15 protein-coding genes are annotated in these 15,829 nt (G+C 70.0%); 13 read left to right on the top strand and 2 right to left on the bottom strand.

Annotation, left to right across the window (positions count from 1 at the left end; all coding sequences use genetic code 11):
* Positions 1-15: 15 nt before the first annotated feature.
* Entirely contained in the window at positions 16-963 is a 948-nt protein-coding gene (locus tag OG289_RS38140) for an AraC family transcriptional regulator (protein WP_327320935.1), read from the bottom strand.
* 104 nt (positions 964-1,067) lie between these two features.
* On the opposite strand from OG289_RS38140, the gene OG289_RS38135 reads away from it, so the two are divergent.
* Positions 1,068-1,907, top strand: a complete 840-nt coding sequence (locus OG289_RS38135) for an NmrA family NAD(P)-binding protein (protein WP_327318569.1) — start codon at positions 1,068-1,070, stop codon at positions 1,905-1,907.
* A gap of 32 nt (positions 1,908-1,939) precedes the next feature.
* Here the strand turns inward: OG289_RS38135 and OG289_RS38130 are convergent, their stop codons facing one another.
* Positions 1,940-3,175 (bottom strand): YihY/virulence factor BrkB family protein, encoded by a 1,236-nt coding sequence (locus OG289_RS38130; protein WP_327318568.1) that lies wholly within the window; start codon positions 3,173-3,175, stop codon positions 1,940-1,942.
* 123 nt (positions 3,176-3,298) lie between these two features.
* Between OG289_RS38130 and OG289_RS38125 the strand changes: the two genes are divergently transcribed.
* From OG289_RS38125 to OG289_RS38070, 12 genes are all read left to right on the top strand, one after another.
* Positions 3,299-4,960 (top strand): acyl-CoA dehydrogenase family protein, encoded by a 1,662-nt coding sequence (locus tag OG289_RS38125; protein ID WP_327318567.1) that lies wholly within the window; start codon positions 3,299-3,301, stop codon positions 4,958-4,960.
* Positions 4,961-5,281: 321 nt separating this feature from the next.
* Positions 5,282-6,559 (top strand): GAF domain-containing protein, encoded by a 1,278-nt coding sequence (locus tag OG289_RS38120; RefSeq protein WP_442819020.1) that lies wholly within the window; start codon positions 5,282-5,284, stop codon positions 6,557-6,559.
* Between the two features lie 166 nt (positions 6,560-6,725).
* Positions 6,726-8,054 carry a hypothetical protein gene (locus tag OG289_RS38115; protein ID WP_327318565.1) on the top strand — a complete coding sequence of 443 codons (1,329 nt, stop codon included), beginning with the start codon at positions 6,726-6,728 and terminating at the stop codon, positions 8,052-8,054.
* A gap of 17 nt (positions 8,055-8,071) precedes the next feature.
* The gene (locus OG289_RS38110; protein WP_327318564.1) at positions 8,072-8,644 is read left to right on the top strand and encodes a GNAT family N-acetyltransferase; all 573 of its coding nucleotides are present in this window, start codon (positions 8,072-8,074) and stop codon (positions 8,642-8,644) included.
* Positions 8,645-8,794: 150 nt separating this feature from the next.
* Positions 8,795-8,878 carry a putative leader peptide gene (locus tag OG289_RS38105; protein WP_309486338.1) on the top strand — a complete coding sequence of 28 codons (84 nt, stop codon included), beginning with the start codon at positions 8,795-8,797 and terminating at the stop codon, positions 8,876-8,878.
* Between the two features lie 145 nt (positions 8,879-9,023).
* Positions 9,024-10,721 carry a nitrite/sulfite reductase gene (locus tag OG289_RS38100; RefSeq protein ID WP_327318563.1) on the top strand — a complete coding sequence of 566 codons (1,698 nt, stop codon included), beginning with the start codon at positions 9,024-9,026 and terminating at the stop codon, positions 10,719-10,721.
* Positions 10,718-10,894: a hypothetical protein gene (locus tag OG289_RS38095; RefSeq protein ID WP_327318562.1), complete on the top strand. Its 177-nt coding sequence runs from the start codon at positions 10,718-10,720 to the stop codon at positions 10,892-10,894. Before OG289_RS38100 ends, OG289_RS38095 begins: the two co-directional genes overlap by 4 nt.
* A complete protein-coding gene (locus OG289_RS38090) occupies positions 10,891-11,601 on the top strand; it encodes a phosphoadenylyl-sulfate reductase (protein WP_327318561.1) in 711 nt (236 codons plus the stop codon). The genes OG289_RS38095 and OG289_RS38090 overlap by 4 nt, the downstream gene beginning before the upstream one ends.
* 5 nt (positions 11,602-11,606) lie before the next feature.
* Positions 11,607-12,200, top strand: coding sequence for an adenylyl-sulfate kinase (gene cysC, locus OG289_RS38085; protein ID WP_327318560.1), 594 nt, complete (start codon positions 11,607-11,609; stop codon positions 12,198-12,200).
* Positions 12,197-13,135 (top strand): sulfate adenylyltransferase subunit CysD, encoded by a 939-nt coding sequence (cysD, locus tag OG289_RS38080; protein ID WP_327318559.1) that lies wholly within the window; start codon positions 12,197-12,199, stop codon positions 13,133-13,135. The genes cysC and cysD overlap by 4 nt, the downstream gene beginning before the upstream one ends.
* Positions 13,136-13,137: 2 nt before the next feature.
* A complete protein-coding gene (locus OG289_RS38075; protein WP_327318558.1) occupies positions 13,138-14,472 on the top strand; it encodes a sulfate adenylyltransferase subunit 1 in 1,335 nt (444 codons plus the stop codon).
* Positions 14,473-14,708: 236 nt separating this feature from the next.
* Positions 14,709-15,824, top strand: a complete 1,116-nt coding sequence (locus tag OG289_RS38070; RefSeq protein WP_327318557.1) for an aliphatic sulfonate ABC transporter substrate-binding protein — start codon at positions 14,709-14,711, stop codon at positions 15,822-15,824.
* Positions 15,825-15,829 lie beyond the last annotated feature (5 nt).

Genomic DNA, 15,829 nt, shown 5'->3' with positions numbered 1-15,829 from the left:
TGCTCTCTCCTGTTCCTATACCGCCCGCGTCCGGTGTTCCTGTGGGCTGACCCCGTACACCCGCTTGAAGGCGCTGGACAGGGCGAAAGCGCTTCCGTAACCGATCTGGCGGGCGATCGCGCCGATCGTGTCCTCGGTGTCGCGCAGCCGGTCGGCGGCGAGGGCGAGGCGCCGGCCGGTGAGGTAGGTCATCGGGGGCTCGCCGACGAGGTCGGTGAAGCGGCGGGCCAGGGCCGCCCGGGAGACACCCGCCTTGGCGGCGAGGGACGCGACGGTCCAGGGGTGCGCAGGGTCGTCCTGGACGAGGCGCAGGACGCGGCCCACGACCGGGTCGGCCAGCGCCTGGTACCAGGCCGGCGCCGCCGCCTCCGGGCGGGAGAACCAGGCCCGCAGCGCAGCGATGACCAGGAGGTCCAGCATCCGGTCCAGGACGACCTCCTGGCCGGGTTCGTCCCGGACGATCTCCTCCATCAGCAGCGGAGTGAGCGGGCACTGCCATACGTCGGTGGTGAGGGACAGCAGCGGAGGCAGCGCGTCGAGGAGCCGGCCACTGATCTCGCCCTGCATCAGGTACGTCCCGATGAGGACGACCGTCGAGCCGTCGAGGCGGTCGCCCCAGGTGCGCACGCCCAGGGTCATGGAGCCGTTCAGGGAGCGGCCGTCGGGGTACGCGCACCGTCCGCCCGGAAGGATCAGCGCCTGCGGGGGCGTGCCGGGGTCGTCGGCGCAGGTGTACGGGGCGGGACCGCGGGCGATGGCGAGGTCGCCGGCCCGCAGCCGGACGTCTTCCCCGTCGTCGGGCACCACCCAGCTCTCGCCGCGCACCATGAGCATGACCGTGAGCGGGGCGTTGTCCTCGACCCGTACGCCCCACGGTGGGTCGAAGCACGCACGGATCATGAGGGCGCCACGCGCGCGTGGACCCTCCAGAAGGCCTGCAAGGGGGTCCCCCCGCGTGAGCATGTTCGAGCGTGGGGGAGCGTCCATGCGGCCAGCGTAGACGCGCGCTTATGGGAATGAGCCGTTCAGCGATGGGACCGTGCCGCGCACGGCAGTTGACTGAAGGCATGACACAGAACACGGCACAGAGGATGACGGTGGTGGTGACCGGCGCGTCCGGTCGTACGGGCGGCCGGGTGGCGCGGGCCGCCGGGGCGGCCGGGCTGACGGTGCGGGCGGCCTCGCGGGCCCAGGGCTTCGACTGGCACGACGACTCGACGTGGGCGGACGTCCTGCGCGGCGCGGACGCGGCGTACCTGGTGTACCCCACGGACGTGGGCGCACCGGACGCGGCCGGCGCGGTGGGACGGCTGGCCCGGGAGGCGGTCGCGCTCGGGGTGCGGCGGCTGGTGCTGCTGTCTTCGCGGGGCGAGGAGCGGGCGCTGCCGGCCGAGGAGGCATTACGGGCGTCGGGCGCGGACTGGACGGCCGTACGGGCCGCATGGTTCGCGCAGAACTTCAGCGAGGGGCCGCTGGTGGAGGGTCTGCGGCAGAGCGGGGAGCTGGTGTTTCCGGGTGGGGAGGTGCGGGAGCCGTTCGTCGACCTGCGGGACGTCGCCGACGTGGTGGTGAAGGTGCTGACCGAGGGCGACCGGTACGCGGGGAAGACGCTGGAGGTGACCGGGCCGCGGCTACTGACGTTTCGGGAAGCGGTTGCGGAGGTCGGGCGGGCGGCCGGGCGAGAGCTGACGTACACGCCGATGCCGGCGCGTCAGTACGGCGAGCAGCTGGCCGGGTTCGGTGTGCCGCCCGAGGAAGTCGCTTTTCTGGTGGAGCTGTTCGAGTCGTTGCTGGACGGGCGTAACGCCCGTCTCTCGGACGGCGTCCAGGAAATACTCGGCCGCGAGCCGCGTGACTTCACGGAGTTCGCGAGGGAGGCTGCGGGCACGGGCGTCTGGAAGGCGTAGCGCCCGAAGCCCTGGGGGCTCACTCCGGAGGCTCACTTTTCCGGGAGCTGTTCCTCCCCGTCACCGCCGTCACCGCTGTCACCGCCGTTTCCGCCGTTTCCGCCGTTTCCAGCGTTTCCGCCGTTCCCCCCGTTTCCTTTCGGAGAACTCTTCACATGCGTCCGGAACCGTCCTGTCACGTCCTCCGGCGGAAGAAAGCGGGACCATCGCTCGGGGAACTCGGACGGCATGTCGGGGTCGTCGGGATCGTCCTCCTCGTGGGAGCGGATCGCCGCCACGCGGGCCACGTACTCGGCGGCCTCCTCCTGCCGCAGCCGTTCGTTGTCGGCGCGGGCCGCGGCCGTCGCGGCGGCCGGCCAGACCCGGTCGATCGCCGCGTTGACGGCGGCGCCGACCAGCACGGCGAAGGCGGACACGCCGATCCACAGCAGTACGGCGACGGCGGCGGCGAGAGAGCCGTAGATGGTGGCGCCCTCGATCGTGTTCGTCAGGTAGATGCGCAGCAGGAAACTGCCGAGCACCCACATGGCGAGGGCGACGAGCGCGCCGGGCACGTCCTCGATCCACGGGGAGCGCACGGGCACGGAAACGTGGTAGAGCGTCGTCAGGAACGCGATGGACAGGACGATCACGACCGGCCAGTACAGGACCTGCACGACGGTTGTCGACCAGGGCACGATCCGTACCACCGCGTCCGGCCCGGCGACCATCAGCGGCAGCGCTACCGAGCCGATCAGCAGGGCCGCGACGAACAGCAGGAACGCCACCAGCCGCGTCTTGACGATCCCGCGCACCCCGTCGAGGCCGTACATCACGGTGATCGTGTCTATGAAGACGTTTACCGCACGCGAGCCGGACCACAGCGCGAACAGGAAACCGATGGAGATGACGTCGGGGCGGCCGCCCTTCATCACGTCGTCGAGGATCGGCTGGGCGATCTGCCGGACGCCCTTGTCGGACAGGACCGTGCGCGAGGCCTCCAGGAGATTGCTCTCCAGGCTGCTGATGCTGTCGGTGCCGGTCCAGTCGTCGACGTAGCCGAGCAGGCCGATGAGGCTGAGGAGCAGCGGCGGCACGGACAGCAACGTGAAGAAAGCGGCTTCGGCAGCGAGGCCGAGGATGCGGTACTCGATGCAGGTGTTGACGGTGTCCTTCAACAGCAGCCAGGCGGTCCGGCGCTTGGAAACGTTTCGGTAAAGGGCACGCGCGCGGTGGAGACGCCCGGTGGGGCCCCCGGGTTGCTCGGGTGACTGACTTGCTGGCTGCACGCCCTAAAGGTATCCGCCGTTCGGGGCTGCACTCACCTCCGGCAAGGCCGCGTCACCGGGTCGGGAATCGGCGCGCGGGCTCCGAATGGCCATGACCCTCGTACCCGGGGGTAGGTTCGGGCTATGGCAGGCAGCACCCACACCGTGACCAACCAGCCCCCGCCCCTGACCGGGTACGACGTCTACGGCACCGACCAGGCACTGGCGGCCGCTGTCGAACGACACCTGGATCCGGAGCTGCTCGACGAGGCGCGCGGCGAGTTGTCGGCGCTCGGGCGGGCTGCCGGATCGGCGCAGTTGCAGGAGTGGGCGGTGCAGGCCAACGAGTATCCGCCGAAACTGCGCACGCACGACCGTTACGGCCATCGCATCGACGAGGTCGACTTCCATCCGGCGTGGCACCGGCTGCTCGGCAAGGGCGTCGGTGCCCAGCTGACGAATGCCTGGGGGCGGCCGGGCGGGCATGTGCGGCGGGCGGCGGGGTTCCTGGTGTGGACGCAGGTCGAGGCGGGCAACTGCTGTCCGCTGTCGATGACCCATGCGGCGGTTCCCGCGCTGCGCACCGACCCGGAGCTGGCCGCCGAGTGGGAGCCCCGGCTGACGTCCACGATCTACGACCGTGAGCTGCGGCCGGCCCGTCTGAAGGCCGGGGCGCTGTTCGGGATGGGGATGACGGAGAAACAGGGCGGCAGCGACGTACGGGCGAACACGACCGTCGCCACTCCTCTCGCCGAGGACGGTACGTACGAGCTGACCGGGCACAAGTGGTTCTGTTCGGCACCGATGTCGGACGGTTTCCTGGTTCTGGCCCAGGCGGCGCCCGTCCGGGGCGGAGGTGGACTCACGTGTTTCCTCGTGCCGCGCGTTCTCGAGGACGCTACCCGCAACGTCTTCCGCCTCCAGCGGCTCAAGGACAAGCTGGGCAACCGGTCCAACGCCTCCAGCGAGGTCGAGTTCGACGGGACGTGGGCGCGCCGGGTCGGTGAGGAGGGGCGCGGGGTGCGCACCATCATCGACATGGTCGCGGCGACCCGGCTGGACTGTGTGCTGGGTTCGGCGGGGCTGATGCGGCAGGCGGTGGCGCAGGCGATCCATCACTGCACCTACCGTGAGGCGTTCGGCGGGAAGCTCGTCGACAAGCCGTTGATGCGCAATGTCCTGGCCGATCTCGCGCTGGAGTCGGAGGCGGCGACCACCCTCGCGCTGCGACTGGCGGCGGCCTACGACGACGGGGGCGAGCAGGAACGGGCGCTGCTGCGGATCGCGGTTCCGGCGGCCAAGTACTGGGTGACCAAGCGCTGCGCGCCGGTGGTCGTGGAGGCGTCGGAGTGCCTGGGGGGAAGCGGTTACGTGGAGGAGTCGGGGATGCCCCGGCTGGTGCGCGAGTCGCCGCTGAACTCGGTGTGGGAGGGCGCGGGCAACGTCCAGGCGCTGGATGTGCTGCGGGCGCTGCAGCGGGAGCCGCAGGCGCTGAACGCGTATCTCCAGGAGGTGGGGCGGGCGCGGGGGGCCGATCACCGGCTGGACGGGGCGATCAAGGGTCTGTTGACGGAACTGGCGGATCTGGACGGCGCGGAGGGGCGGGCCCGGCGGCTGGCGGAGCGCTTCGCCCTGGTGCTTCAGGGGTCGCTGCTCGTACGGTTCGCGCCGCCGGAGGTCGCCGACGCGTTCTGTGCCTCGCGGCTGGGCGGAGACGGGGGTGCGGCCTTCGGTACGCTGCCTCACAGCCTGGACCTGGCGGCGATCGTCGACCGGGCCGAACCCCGCCCCGAACCCCGCCCCTGACCGCGCCGACCTGAGGAATCCCGGGGAAACAGGAAGCGGGGGTGGTGCTGCGCCGACACGGCACCACCCCCGCCGCAATGGCCCTGCGAGGCCAGAATCGCCGCTCGGGACGGCGTGGCTCAAGTTTCAAACACCCTGTGGATGTTCACCAGGGTTGCAGAGGGTTGCAACTTGGCGGTGCTTGTGACCGGACTATGCCCCTCCGTCACGCGTGGACGGCAAGATGGAGGCTTTCAGCAAGACCGGAAACAGTCGCCGCACGAGCTTGACATCCGTTGTCCGCCTGCGTACTCCCCGGGAGGCCCAGTGGCGATGCCACCGATGAACGTGCCGCAGCTGGCGGCCGTCGACGCCGCGCGGGCGGCGCGGGTGCTCAACGAGGTGCGCGACGCCCGGCTGGCCGGCCAGCGGGCGCGCGTCGCCCCGCGCCCCGTGATCGAGCAGTCCTGGGAGCGGATGCTGCGCAGCGGCGTCGACCCCGAGCACGATTTCAGAGTGGGGTTGCTCAGCGACGACGAGGTGCGGCGACGGCGGGAGGAGTCGCCGTTGCGGGAGGTGCTGCCGGTGCTGCGCGAGGGGCTGCTGTCGGTCGCGGACGTCGCCCACCACATCATGGTCGTCGCCGACGATGAAGGTCGGGTGCTGTGGCGCGAGGGCTGCAACCCCGTGCTGCGCAAGGCCGACGGGCTCGGCTTCGAACTGGGCGCGGACTGGGGCGAGGCCGTCGTCGGCACCAACGGCGTGGGTACTCCGGCGGTGGTGCGCCGCCCCGTGCAGGTGTTCGCCGCCGAGCACTTCGTGCGCTCGCACGCGGCCTGGACCTGCGCGGGCGCCCCGATCACCGACCCGCGCACCGGACGGCTGCTCGGTGTGGTCGATGTCAGCGGGCCGCTGGAGACGATGCATCCGGCCACCCTCGCCTGGGTCGACTCGGTGGCGAAGCTCGCGGAGTCCAGGTTGCGCGAGAAACACCTGAGTTCGCTGGATCGGCTGCGCGCGGTGGCGGCGCCGGTGCTGGCCCGGCTCGGCGGCCGGGCGGCTGTGGTGGACGGGGATGGCTGGACCGCGGCGCTGACCGGGATGCCGTACGCGAGCCGGATCGCGCTGCCCAAGTCACCGTCCCCGGGCCGCCGATGGCTGCCGGCGCTGGGACTGTGCTCGATCGAGCCGCTGGCCGGGGGCTGGCTGGTGCGGTCGGTGGACGATGCCGCCGAGCCGTTGCGGGGCGGCGCGACCCGGATCGTGCTGGACCTGACCCGGCCCCGGCGCTGGTCGGTGACGGTGTCGGGGGGCGCGGCATCGTGGGCCCACGAACTCAGTCCCCGGCATGCCGAGTTGCTGTACCTGCTGGCAACGCACCGCGGCGGCCGGAGCGCGGCGGCGCTGGCCGAGGACATGTTCGGCGACTCGGGCCGTACGGTGACGGTGCGGGCCGAGATGTCCCGGGTGCGGCGGTATCTGGGGGGTTTTCTGGAACACCGGCCTTATCGTTTCTGCGAGGATGCCGAGGTCGAAGTGCTCCTTCCGGAGGATCCGAAGGGCCTGTTGCCCCATTCGACCGCGCCCGCAGTGGTGAGGAACCGGGCGCCGGCACCGTAACGACGATGGTTCACCCGAGTCCTTCCGGTGGCGTCTTCCGCATATTTGCGGGGTCTTCGTCCCCGAAGGCGGTCGACTGCCGTAGCATCCCTCTACGGGTCACCCCACCTGCTCCTCGATCAACATGCTGATCATCAGGCGCAGTTGACCCGCCTCGGGAGGGCGAATGAAACATCGCGGCCGACACCGCCGGCGCAGGCGAGGCAGGGCACTGCGCGCGTTCCTGTCCGGAACCGCCCTCGCGCTCACCGCTGCCGCCACCATGATCAGCGTTTCCCAGGCGACGGTGACCGACGACGGACCCGGGGCGCTGAAACCGCTTACCGCAACGGCCGACACCGGGAAACTGCGACTGACGGAGAACCTGGTACCGCAGGCCTCCCTGGACCGCCTCACGGCGGGAATGGGCCGGCCGGTCGGCGTCGGCGCGGTGCTGGCCGGTGCCGACCGCACCCTGCGGGACGCGATCGACTGCTCGCCCGCCGAGCGCCGGGCCCTGCCGGTCTCCCCCGTGGCCACCCGCGCGTACTGCTGGAACACGGACGACACAGCGGGCTGGCAGCCGGGCGCGGTCACCACGTCGGGGGACGCGGACGACGACGGCGCCTGGGGCGCGAACCGGGTGATCCTCTCCGGCTGGTCGCGCAGCGGCGGCCCGGCGGCCGACCGCGGTCTGGCCCGGGTCGGCTTCGTCAACGCGGGCGACCTGAACCACCTCTCCTACACCTGGGCCCTGCTCGCCGTCCCGGTCGCCGACGGACGCGACTACCGAGGCCTGGTCTCCCATGTCTCCGGGATGGTCTGGTACCAGGACAAGCTGCTGGTCACCGCGGACGACGGGGACCGGACCGCGCTGTACGTCTATGACATGAACCGCGTCCAGCGCGCCACCGTCGTGGGCGACGCGGTCGGCCGGGTGCCGGGTGGCTGGTCGGCACACGGTTACCGCTTCGTACTGCCGGCCATCGGCTCCTACGAGCTGAGCGGCGATTCCGACGCCCCCCATCCCGCAACCGTTTCCCTCGACCGCAGCACCGTGCCGGACAGCCTGGTCGCCGGGGAGTGGACCCTCGACGACGGTGACCAGGACGCCCGCCTGTGGCGCTACCCCTTCAGCACATCCCCCGGACACGCCGGGCTGCTCGCCGCCGGCGCCACCGGGCGGGTGGCGGCCTCGGAGGCGTACGAGACGAAGGTGACCGGAGTGCGGGGTGTGCTGTCGTACGGGTCGCAGTGGTACGTGACCCGCGCCGCCGGCCCGCGGGACGAGCACGGGACGCTGTGGCGGCAGACCGCCGGCAGGACGCACGGTGAGGCGGACCGCAAGGCGGACAGGGCGCGGGCCGCGGAGTGCGGCACGGATGACACGCACAGCTGCTGGAGCACGCAGACCGAATCCCTTTCCTACTGGGCGGAGACCGGCGAGGTCTGGACCCAGTCGGGGCGGGTGCTCTTCGCGCTGCCGCTGGCCTCCATCGACAGAACAAGCGAGTAAGTGATTCCCTGACGGGCATGACCCACATCCCCGTGACCACCTGGTCCCTGGAGCAGACCGACCCGGCCGACCTCCTCCCGGCCGCCGCGCCCGAGGGCGACGTCCGGATCGTCCGCTCCGAGGTCCCCTCCCCCGAGTTCAGCCGTTTCCTGTACGCGTCCGTGGGCGGGGACATCCGCTGGATCGACCGGCTGAGCTGGACGTACGCGCAGTGGCAGGAGCATCTGGCGCGTCCGGGGGTCGAGACATGGGTCGCGTACGACCGGGGCACTCCGGCCGGATACGTGGAGCTGGATCCGCAGGACGACGGCGTCGTGGAGATCGTTTACTTCGGACTGATCCCGGCCTTCCGGGGGCGGCGGATCGGCGGCCATCTGCTGTCGTACGGCGCCGCACGCGCCTGGGAGCTCGCCGACCGCTGGCCCGGGCTGCCGCAGACCAAGCGGGTGTGGCTGCACACCTGCAGCCTGGACGGCGAGCACGCGATGGACAACTACCGGCGTCGCGGTTTCAAGCTTTTCGACACCAAGGTCGAGGAAGAGCCCGAGGTGTCCGCGCCAGGTCCCTGGCCGGGCGCGTTCCCGGCCTGACCTGGCGCTCATACCCGTTCCGACCTGCAGGGACAAGAGTCCGTGCGAGTCATGTGATCGACGCCACCCTTGTCTCACATCTCGGGACAAGGGTGTCCGCATCACGGACGAAGCTGGACTGTGTCCAGATCGCCGTGACACGCTTTCGCCATGTCCGGAACTGGAATTGCCTTGGTGAGTCGGCGACACGTCGACCTCGGCCGCATGTCCAGCGCCATCTGTCCGGCGAGCTGAGCCGCACCACCGCCGCTTTCCGAACGTTTCTGTCTCCTCCCCGCGCAACGACGCGCACGTATGCCCCCATGCGCCCGTACGCGCAGGTCAGAGCCGCCCGCGCGTCGGCCCCCCTCCCGTCGCTGTCCCGAAGGACGTATCAACCATGGCCGCCACCCCGCAGAACCCTGCCGCCGCGACTCCCCGCCGCAAGGTGAGCCGTCACCGCGGTGAGGGCCAGTGGGCCGCGGGGCACTTCACCCCGCTCAACGGCAACGAGCAGTTCAAGAAGGACGATGACGGTCTCAATGTGCGGACACGCATTGAGACGATCTACTCCAAGCGGGGCTTCGACTCGATCGACCCCAACGACCTGCGCGGCCGGATGCGCTGGTGGGGCCTGTACACCCAGCGCAAGCCCGGGATCGACGGCGGCAAGACCGCGATCCTGGAGCCGGAGGAGCTGGACGACGAGTACTTCATGCTGCGCGTGCGCATCGACGGCGGCCGGCTCAGCACCGAGCAGCTGAGGGTGATCGGCGAGATCTCGCAGGAGTTCGCCCGCGGCACCGCCGACATCACCGACCGGCAGAACATCCAGTACCACTGGATCCGCATCGAGGACGTGCCCGAGATCTGGAACCGCCTCGAGGCGGTCGGCCTGTCCACCACCGAGGCCTGCGGTGACACGCCCCGCGTGGTCCTCGGCTCCCCCGTCGCCGGTATCGCCGAGGACGAGATCATCGACGGCACCCCGGCCATCGAGGAGATCCACCGCAGGGTCATCGGCAACAAGGCCTACTCGAACCTGCCCCGCAAGTTCAAGACCGCGGTCTCCGGCTCGCCGCTGCTCGACGTGGCGCACGAGATCAACGACGTCGCCTTCGTCGGCGTGAACCACCCCGAACACGGCCCCGGCTTCGACGTGTGGGTCGGCGGCGGCCTGTCCACGAACCCCAAGATCGGCGTCCGGCTCGGCGCCTGGGTCCCGCTGGACGAGGTACCGGACGTCCACGAGGGCGTCATCTCGATCTTCCGCGACTACGGTTACCGGCGGCTGCGCACCCGCGCCCGTCTGAAGTTCCTGGTCGCCGACTGGGGCCCGGAGAAGTTCCGCCAGGTCCTTCAGGACGAGTACCTCAAGCGCAAGCTCGTCGACGGCCCCGCACCGGACCAGCCGGTCGCCCGCTGGCGCGACCACATCGGTGTGCACCGTCAGAAGGACGGCCGTTTCTACGTCGGTTTCGCCCCGCGCGTCGGCCGCGTGGACGGCGCGACCCTGACGAAGATCGCGGAGCTCGCCGAGGCGCACGGCTCGGGCCGGGTCCGTACCACCGTCGAGCAGAAGATGATCGTCCTCGACGTCGAGGAGGCGCAGGTCGAGTCGCTGGTCGAGGCGCTCGAGGCACTGGACCTGACCGCCAAGCCCAGCCCGTTCCGGCGCGGCACCATGGCCTGCACCGGCATCGAGTACTGCAAGCTCGCCATCGTCGAGACCAAGCAGCGCGGCTCCTCGCTGATCGACGAACTGGAGCGCCGCATCCCGGAGTTCGACGAGCCGATCACCATCAACCTCAACGGCTGCCCGAACGCCTGCGCCCGTATCCAGGTCGCGGACATCGGCCTCAAGGGCCAGCTGGTCCTCAACGACCAGGGCGAGCAGGTCGAGGGCTACCAGGTGCACCTGGGCGGCGCGCTCGGTCTGGAAGCCGGTTTCGGCCGCAAGGTTCGTGGTCTGAAGGTCACGTCGGATGAGCTGCCGGACTACGTGGAACGTGTGCTGAAGCGGTTCCAGGAGGAGCGCGAGGACGGCGAGCGGTTCGCCGCCTGGGCCTCGCGTGCCAGCGAGGAGGCCCTCTCATGAGCGAGCGGGCCGCCCCTTTCTACTGCCCCTACTGCGGCGACGAGGACCTGCGTCCGAACGAGGGTCACGGCGCCTGGGAATGCGCGGCGTGCAACCGCGCATTCCAGCTGAAGTTCCTCGGGCTGCTCGCCCGGGGAGTTCAGCGAGCCGACAACGGAGGGGACCGAATATGACCACGGCTCAGGAAGAGCGTACGGCCGAGGAGTTGAAGCAGCTCGCCGAGCAGGCGGGCCGCGACCTGGAGGACGCCTCCGCGCTGGAGATCCTCCAGTGGGCGGTGGACACCTTCGGCAAGCAGTTCTGCGTGACGTCGTCCATGGAGGACGCCGTGGTCGCGCACCTGGCGTCCCGGGTCCTCAAGGGCGTGGACGTGGTGTTCCTCGACACCGGTTACCACTTCCCCGAGACCATCGGCACCCGGGACGCGGTCGAGGCGGTGATGGACGTCAACGTCATCACGCTCACCCCGCGTCAGACGGTCGCCGAGCAGGACGCCGAGTACGGGCCGAAGTTGCACGACCGCAACCCCGACCTGTGCTGCAAGTTGCGCAAGGTGCAGCCGTTGGAGGAGGGGCTCAAGGGCTACCGGGCCTGGGCCACCGGCCTGCGGCGCGACGAGTCACCCACCCGTGCGAACACTCCGGTCGTCGGCTGGGACGAGAAGCGGCAGAAGGTCAAGATCTCGCCAATCGCCCGCTGGACCCAGGACGACGTCGATGCGTACATCACCGAGCACGGCGTACTGTCCAACCCCCTGCTGATGGACGGCTACGCCTCCGTCGGCTGCGCGCCGTGCACCCGCCGGGTCCTGGCGGGCGAGGACGCACGCGCCGGCCGCTGGGCGGGACGCGCGAAGACCGAGTGCGGGCTGCACGGCTGATCACCATGACCGCGACCGCCACCACCACGTCCACCCCCACTTCTACGAACCGGGAGAACCACGTGACGACCGGAGCCACCGTCTGGCTCACGGGTCTGCCGAGTGCCGGCAAGACCACCATCGCGTACGAGCTGGCCGGCCGGCTGCGCGAGGAGGGCCACCTCGTCGAGGTGCTCGACGGCGACGAGATCCGCGAGTTCATCTCCGCGGGCCTCGGTTTCAGCCGCGAGGACCGGCACACCAACGTGCAGCGCATCGGTTTCCTGGCCGAGTTGCTCGCCCGTAACGGTGTGAAGACGCTTGTGCCGGTGATCGCGCCGTACGCCGACAGCCGTGAGGCGGTGCGCAAGCGCCATCAGGAGAGCGGAACCGCTTACCTGGAGGTGCACGTGGCGACCCCGGTCGAGGTGTGCTCGGTCCGTGACGTGAAGGGTCTGTACGCCAAGCAGGCGGCGGGCGAACTGTCCGGGCTCACCGGGGTCGACGACCCGTACGAGGCGCCCGACGCACCCGACCTGCGGATCGAGTCCCAGGACCAGACCGTGCAGGAGTCCGCGGCGTCGTTGTACGCCCTGCTCAGCGAGAGGGGACTGGCATGACGACGACCGTCGCCGAGGCCGAGGAGGGCACGGCCAGCCCGTACGCCCTCAGCCACCTGGACTCGCTGGAGTCCGAGGCGGTGCACATCTTCCGCGAGGTGGCGGGCGAGTTCGAGAACCCGGTGATCCTGTTCTCCGGCGGCAAGGACTCCATCGTCATGCTGCACCTCGCGCTGAAGGCGTTCGCCCCCGCGGCGATCCCCTTCACGCTGCTGCACGTGGACACCGGACACAACTTCCCCGAGGTGCTCGAGTACCGCGACCGCGTGGTCGCCGCACACGGCCTGCGCCTCCATGTGGCCTCCGTGCAGGACTACATCGACCGCGGTGTGCTGAAGGAACGTCCCGACGGAACGCGTAACCCGCTGCAAACGCTTCCGCTGACCGAGAAGATCCAGTCGGAGAAGTTCGACGCCGTCTTCGGCGGCGGCCGGCGCGACGAGGAGAAGGCCCGCGCGAAGGAGCGGGTGTTCTCCCTGCGCGACGAGTTCTCCCAGTGGGACCCGCGCCGTCAGCGCCCGGAACTGTGGAACCTCTACAACGGGCGGCACGCGCCCGGTGAGCACGTGCGCGTGTTCCCGCTCAGCAACTGGACCGAACTCGACGTCTGGCAGTACATCGCCCGCGAGGGCATCGAACTGCCCGAGATCTACTTCGCGCACGAGCGGGAGGTGTTCCGGCGCGGTGGCATGTGGCTGACCGCCGGTGAGTGGGGCGGAGCCAAGGACGGCGAGACCGTCGAGAAGCGACTCGTCCGTTACCGGACCGTCGGTGACATGTCCTGCACCGGTGCCGTCGACTCCGACGCGGTGACGCTCGACGACGTCATCACCGAGATCGCCGCCTCCCGGCTCACCGAGCGCGGCGCGACCCGCGCCGACGACAAGATGTCCGAGGCCGCGATGGAAGACCGCAAGCGCGAGGGGTACTTCTAAGCATGAGCACGATCACCGCCGAGGAACTCTCGGCCACGACCCTGCTGCGGTTCGCCACCGCCGGTTCCGTCGACGACGGCAAGTCCACCCTGGTGGGCCGGCTGTTGCACGACTCCAAGTCGATCCTCAGCGACCAGCTGGAGGCCGTCGAGCGCGTCTCGGCGAGCCGCGGCCAGGAAGCCCCCGACCTCGCCCTCCTCACCGACGGTCTGCGCGCCGAGCGCGAGCAGGGCATCACCATCGACGTGGCCTACCGCTACTTCGCCACGCCGCGGCGCCGGTTCATCCTCGCCGACACGCCCGGTCACGTGCAGTACACCCGCAACATGGTGACGGGTGCCTCCACGGCCGAGCTGACGGTGATCCTGGTCGACGCCCGTAACGGGGTTGTGGAACAGACCCGTCGGCACGCGGCGATCGCGGCTCTGCTGCGGGTCCCGCACGTCGTGCTCGCCGTCAACAAGATGGACCTCGTCGAGTACCGGGAAACCGTATTCGCGGCGATTGCCGAGGAGTTCACGGCGTACGCCGGCGAGCTGGGCGTTCCCGAGGTCACCGCGATCCCGATCTCGGCGCTCGCCGGGGACAACGTGGTGGATCCGTCCGCGAACATGGACTGGTACGGCGGACCGACCTTCCTGGAACACCTGGAAACGGTTCCCGTGAGTCACGACCTGGCGCACTGCCACGCGCGGCTGCCCGTGCAGTACGTGATCCGGCCGCAGACCGCCGAGCACCCGGACTACCGGGGGTACGCGGGCCAGATCGCGGCCGGTACGTTCCGGGTGGGCGAGCCGGTGACGGTGCTGCCGTCCGGCCGTACGTCGACGATCTCCGGCATCGACCTGCTGGGCGAGCCGGTGGACGTGGCGTGGACGACCCAGTCGGTGACCGTGCTCCTCGCGGACGACATCGACATCTCGCGCGGCGACCTGATCGTGCCGACCAAGGACGCGCCGGCCACCACGCAGGACGTCGAGGCGACGGTGTGCCACGTCGCCGACCAGCCGCTGACGGTCGGGCACCGGGTGCTGATCAAGCACGGCACCCGTACGGTCAAGGCGATCGTCAGGGACATCCCGTCCCGTCTCACGCTCGACGACCTGTCCCTGCACCCGCACCCGGGACAGCTCGTCGCCAACGACATCGGCCGGGTGAAGATCCGCACGGCGCAGCCGCTTCCGGTGGATTCCTACGCGGACTCGCGCCGTACGGGCTCGTTCATCCTGATCGACCCGGCCGACGGCACCACGCTCACCGCGGGCATGGTCGGCGAGTCCTTCGCGTCGCCGGTACCGGTCAAGGACGAGTCCGACGACGACGGTTGGGACTTCTGAGACATGAATCCAACCGATTTCTACTCGACGTTCGCGAAGGAGGGCGGCCGCATCGGCAGCGGCGCCCTCGGCAGCGGGCAGGGCGGAGTGGCGCGATGTGCGCTCTGACGTACGCGCACTGCCTGCGCGCCCTCACCCCCCACCCGACGTCCCGGAAGCGACGAAGACCCTTTGCCGATTTCCCGGCCACGACCTGAGAGACCGTGACCGCCGGGCCAACGAGAGGAACCCCTCCCGTGCCTGCCAACCTCCCCCTTTCTCGGCTTCGCCGCGGAATCACCGTGATCGCCGCACTTCCCCTTCTCACCCTCGCCGCCTGCGGTTACGGTTCCCAGGCGAAGGACGACAACGCCAACGAGAAGGTCGCCGCCGGATCGGAGAAGATCGACGGACTCGACACCGTCAAGATCGGCTACTTCGGCAACCTGACGCACGCGACCGCGCTGGTCGGCCGTGAGCAGGGCATCTTCCAGAAGGCGCTGGGCGCCACCAAGGCGTCGTACGCGACCTTCAACGCGGGCCCGTCCGAGATCGAGGCGCTGAACGCCGGTTCCATCGACATCGGCTGGATCGGCCCCTCCCCGGCGATCAACGGCTACACCAAGTCCGACGGAAAGAGCCTGCGCATCGTCGGCGGTTCGGCGTCCGGCGGTGTGAAGCTCGTCGTGAACCCGGACAAGGTCAAGTCCCTGAAGGACGTCAAGGGCAAGAAGATCGCGACGCCTCAGCTCGGAAACACGCAGGATGTGGCGTTTCTGAACTGGATCGCGGAGCAGGGCTGGAAGGTCGACGCGCAGAGCGGCAAGGGTGACGTCACCGTCGTCCGCAGTGACAACAAGGTCACGCCGGACGCCTTCAAGGCCGGTTCGCTCGACGGCGCCTGGGTGCCGGAGCCGACCGCGTCCAAGCTGGTCGCCGAGGGCGGCAAGGTGCTGCTCGACGAGGCGTCGCTGTGGCCCGACAAGAAGTTCGTGATCACGAACATCATCGTGTCGCAGAAGTTCCTCACGCAGCACCCGAAGGTCGTCGAGGCCGTGCTGAAGGGCTCGGTCGAGACCAACAAGTGGATCAACGCCAACCCGGCGGAGGCCAAGGCCGCGGCGAACAAGCAGCTGGAGACGGACTCCGGCAAGGCGCTGCCGACGAACGTCCTGGACCCCGCGTGGACGTCGGTCCAGTTCATCAACGACCCGCTGGCCTCCACCCTCAACACCGAGGCGGAGCACGCGGTCAAGGCGGGTCTGCTGAAGCAGCCCGACCTCAAGGGCATCTACGACCTGACGCTCCTGAACAAGGTCCTCAAGGCCGAGGGCGAGTCCGCGGTCGACGACGCCGGTCTCGGCGTCGGCTGATCGGA

This window comes from Streptomyces sp. NBC_01235 (genome assembly GCF_035989285.1).
Lineage (GTDB): Bacteria > Actinomycetota > Actinomycetes > Streptomycetales > Streptomycetaceae > Streptomyces.
Note: the sequence above shows the minus strand (reverse complement) of the source record. Positions and strands in the feature narration are given on the sequence as shown.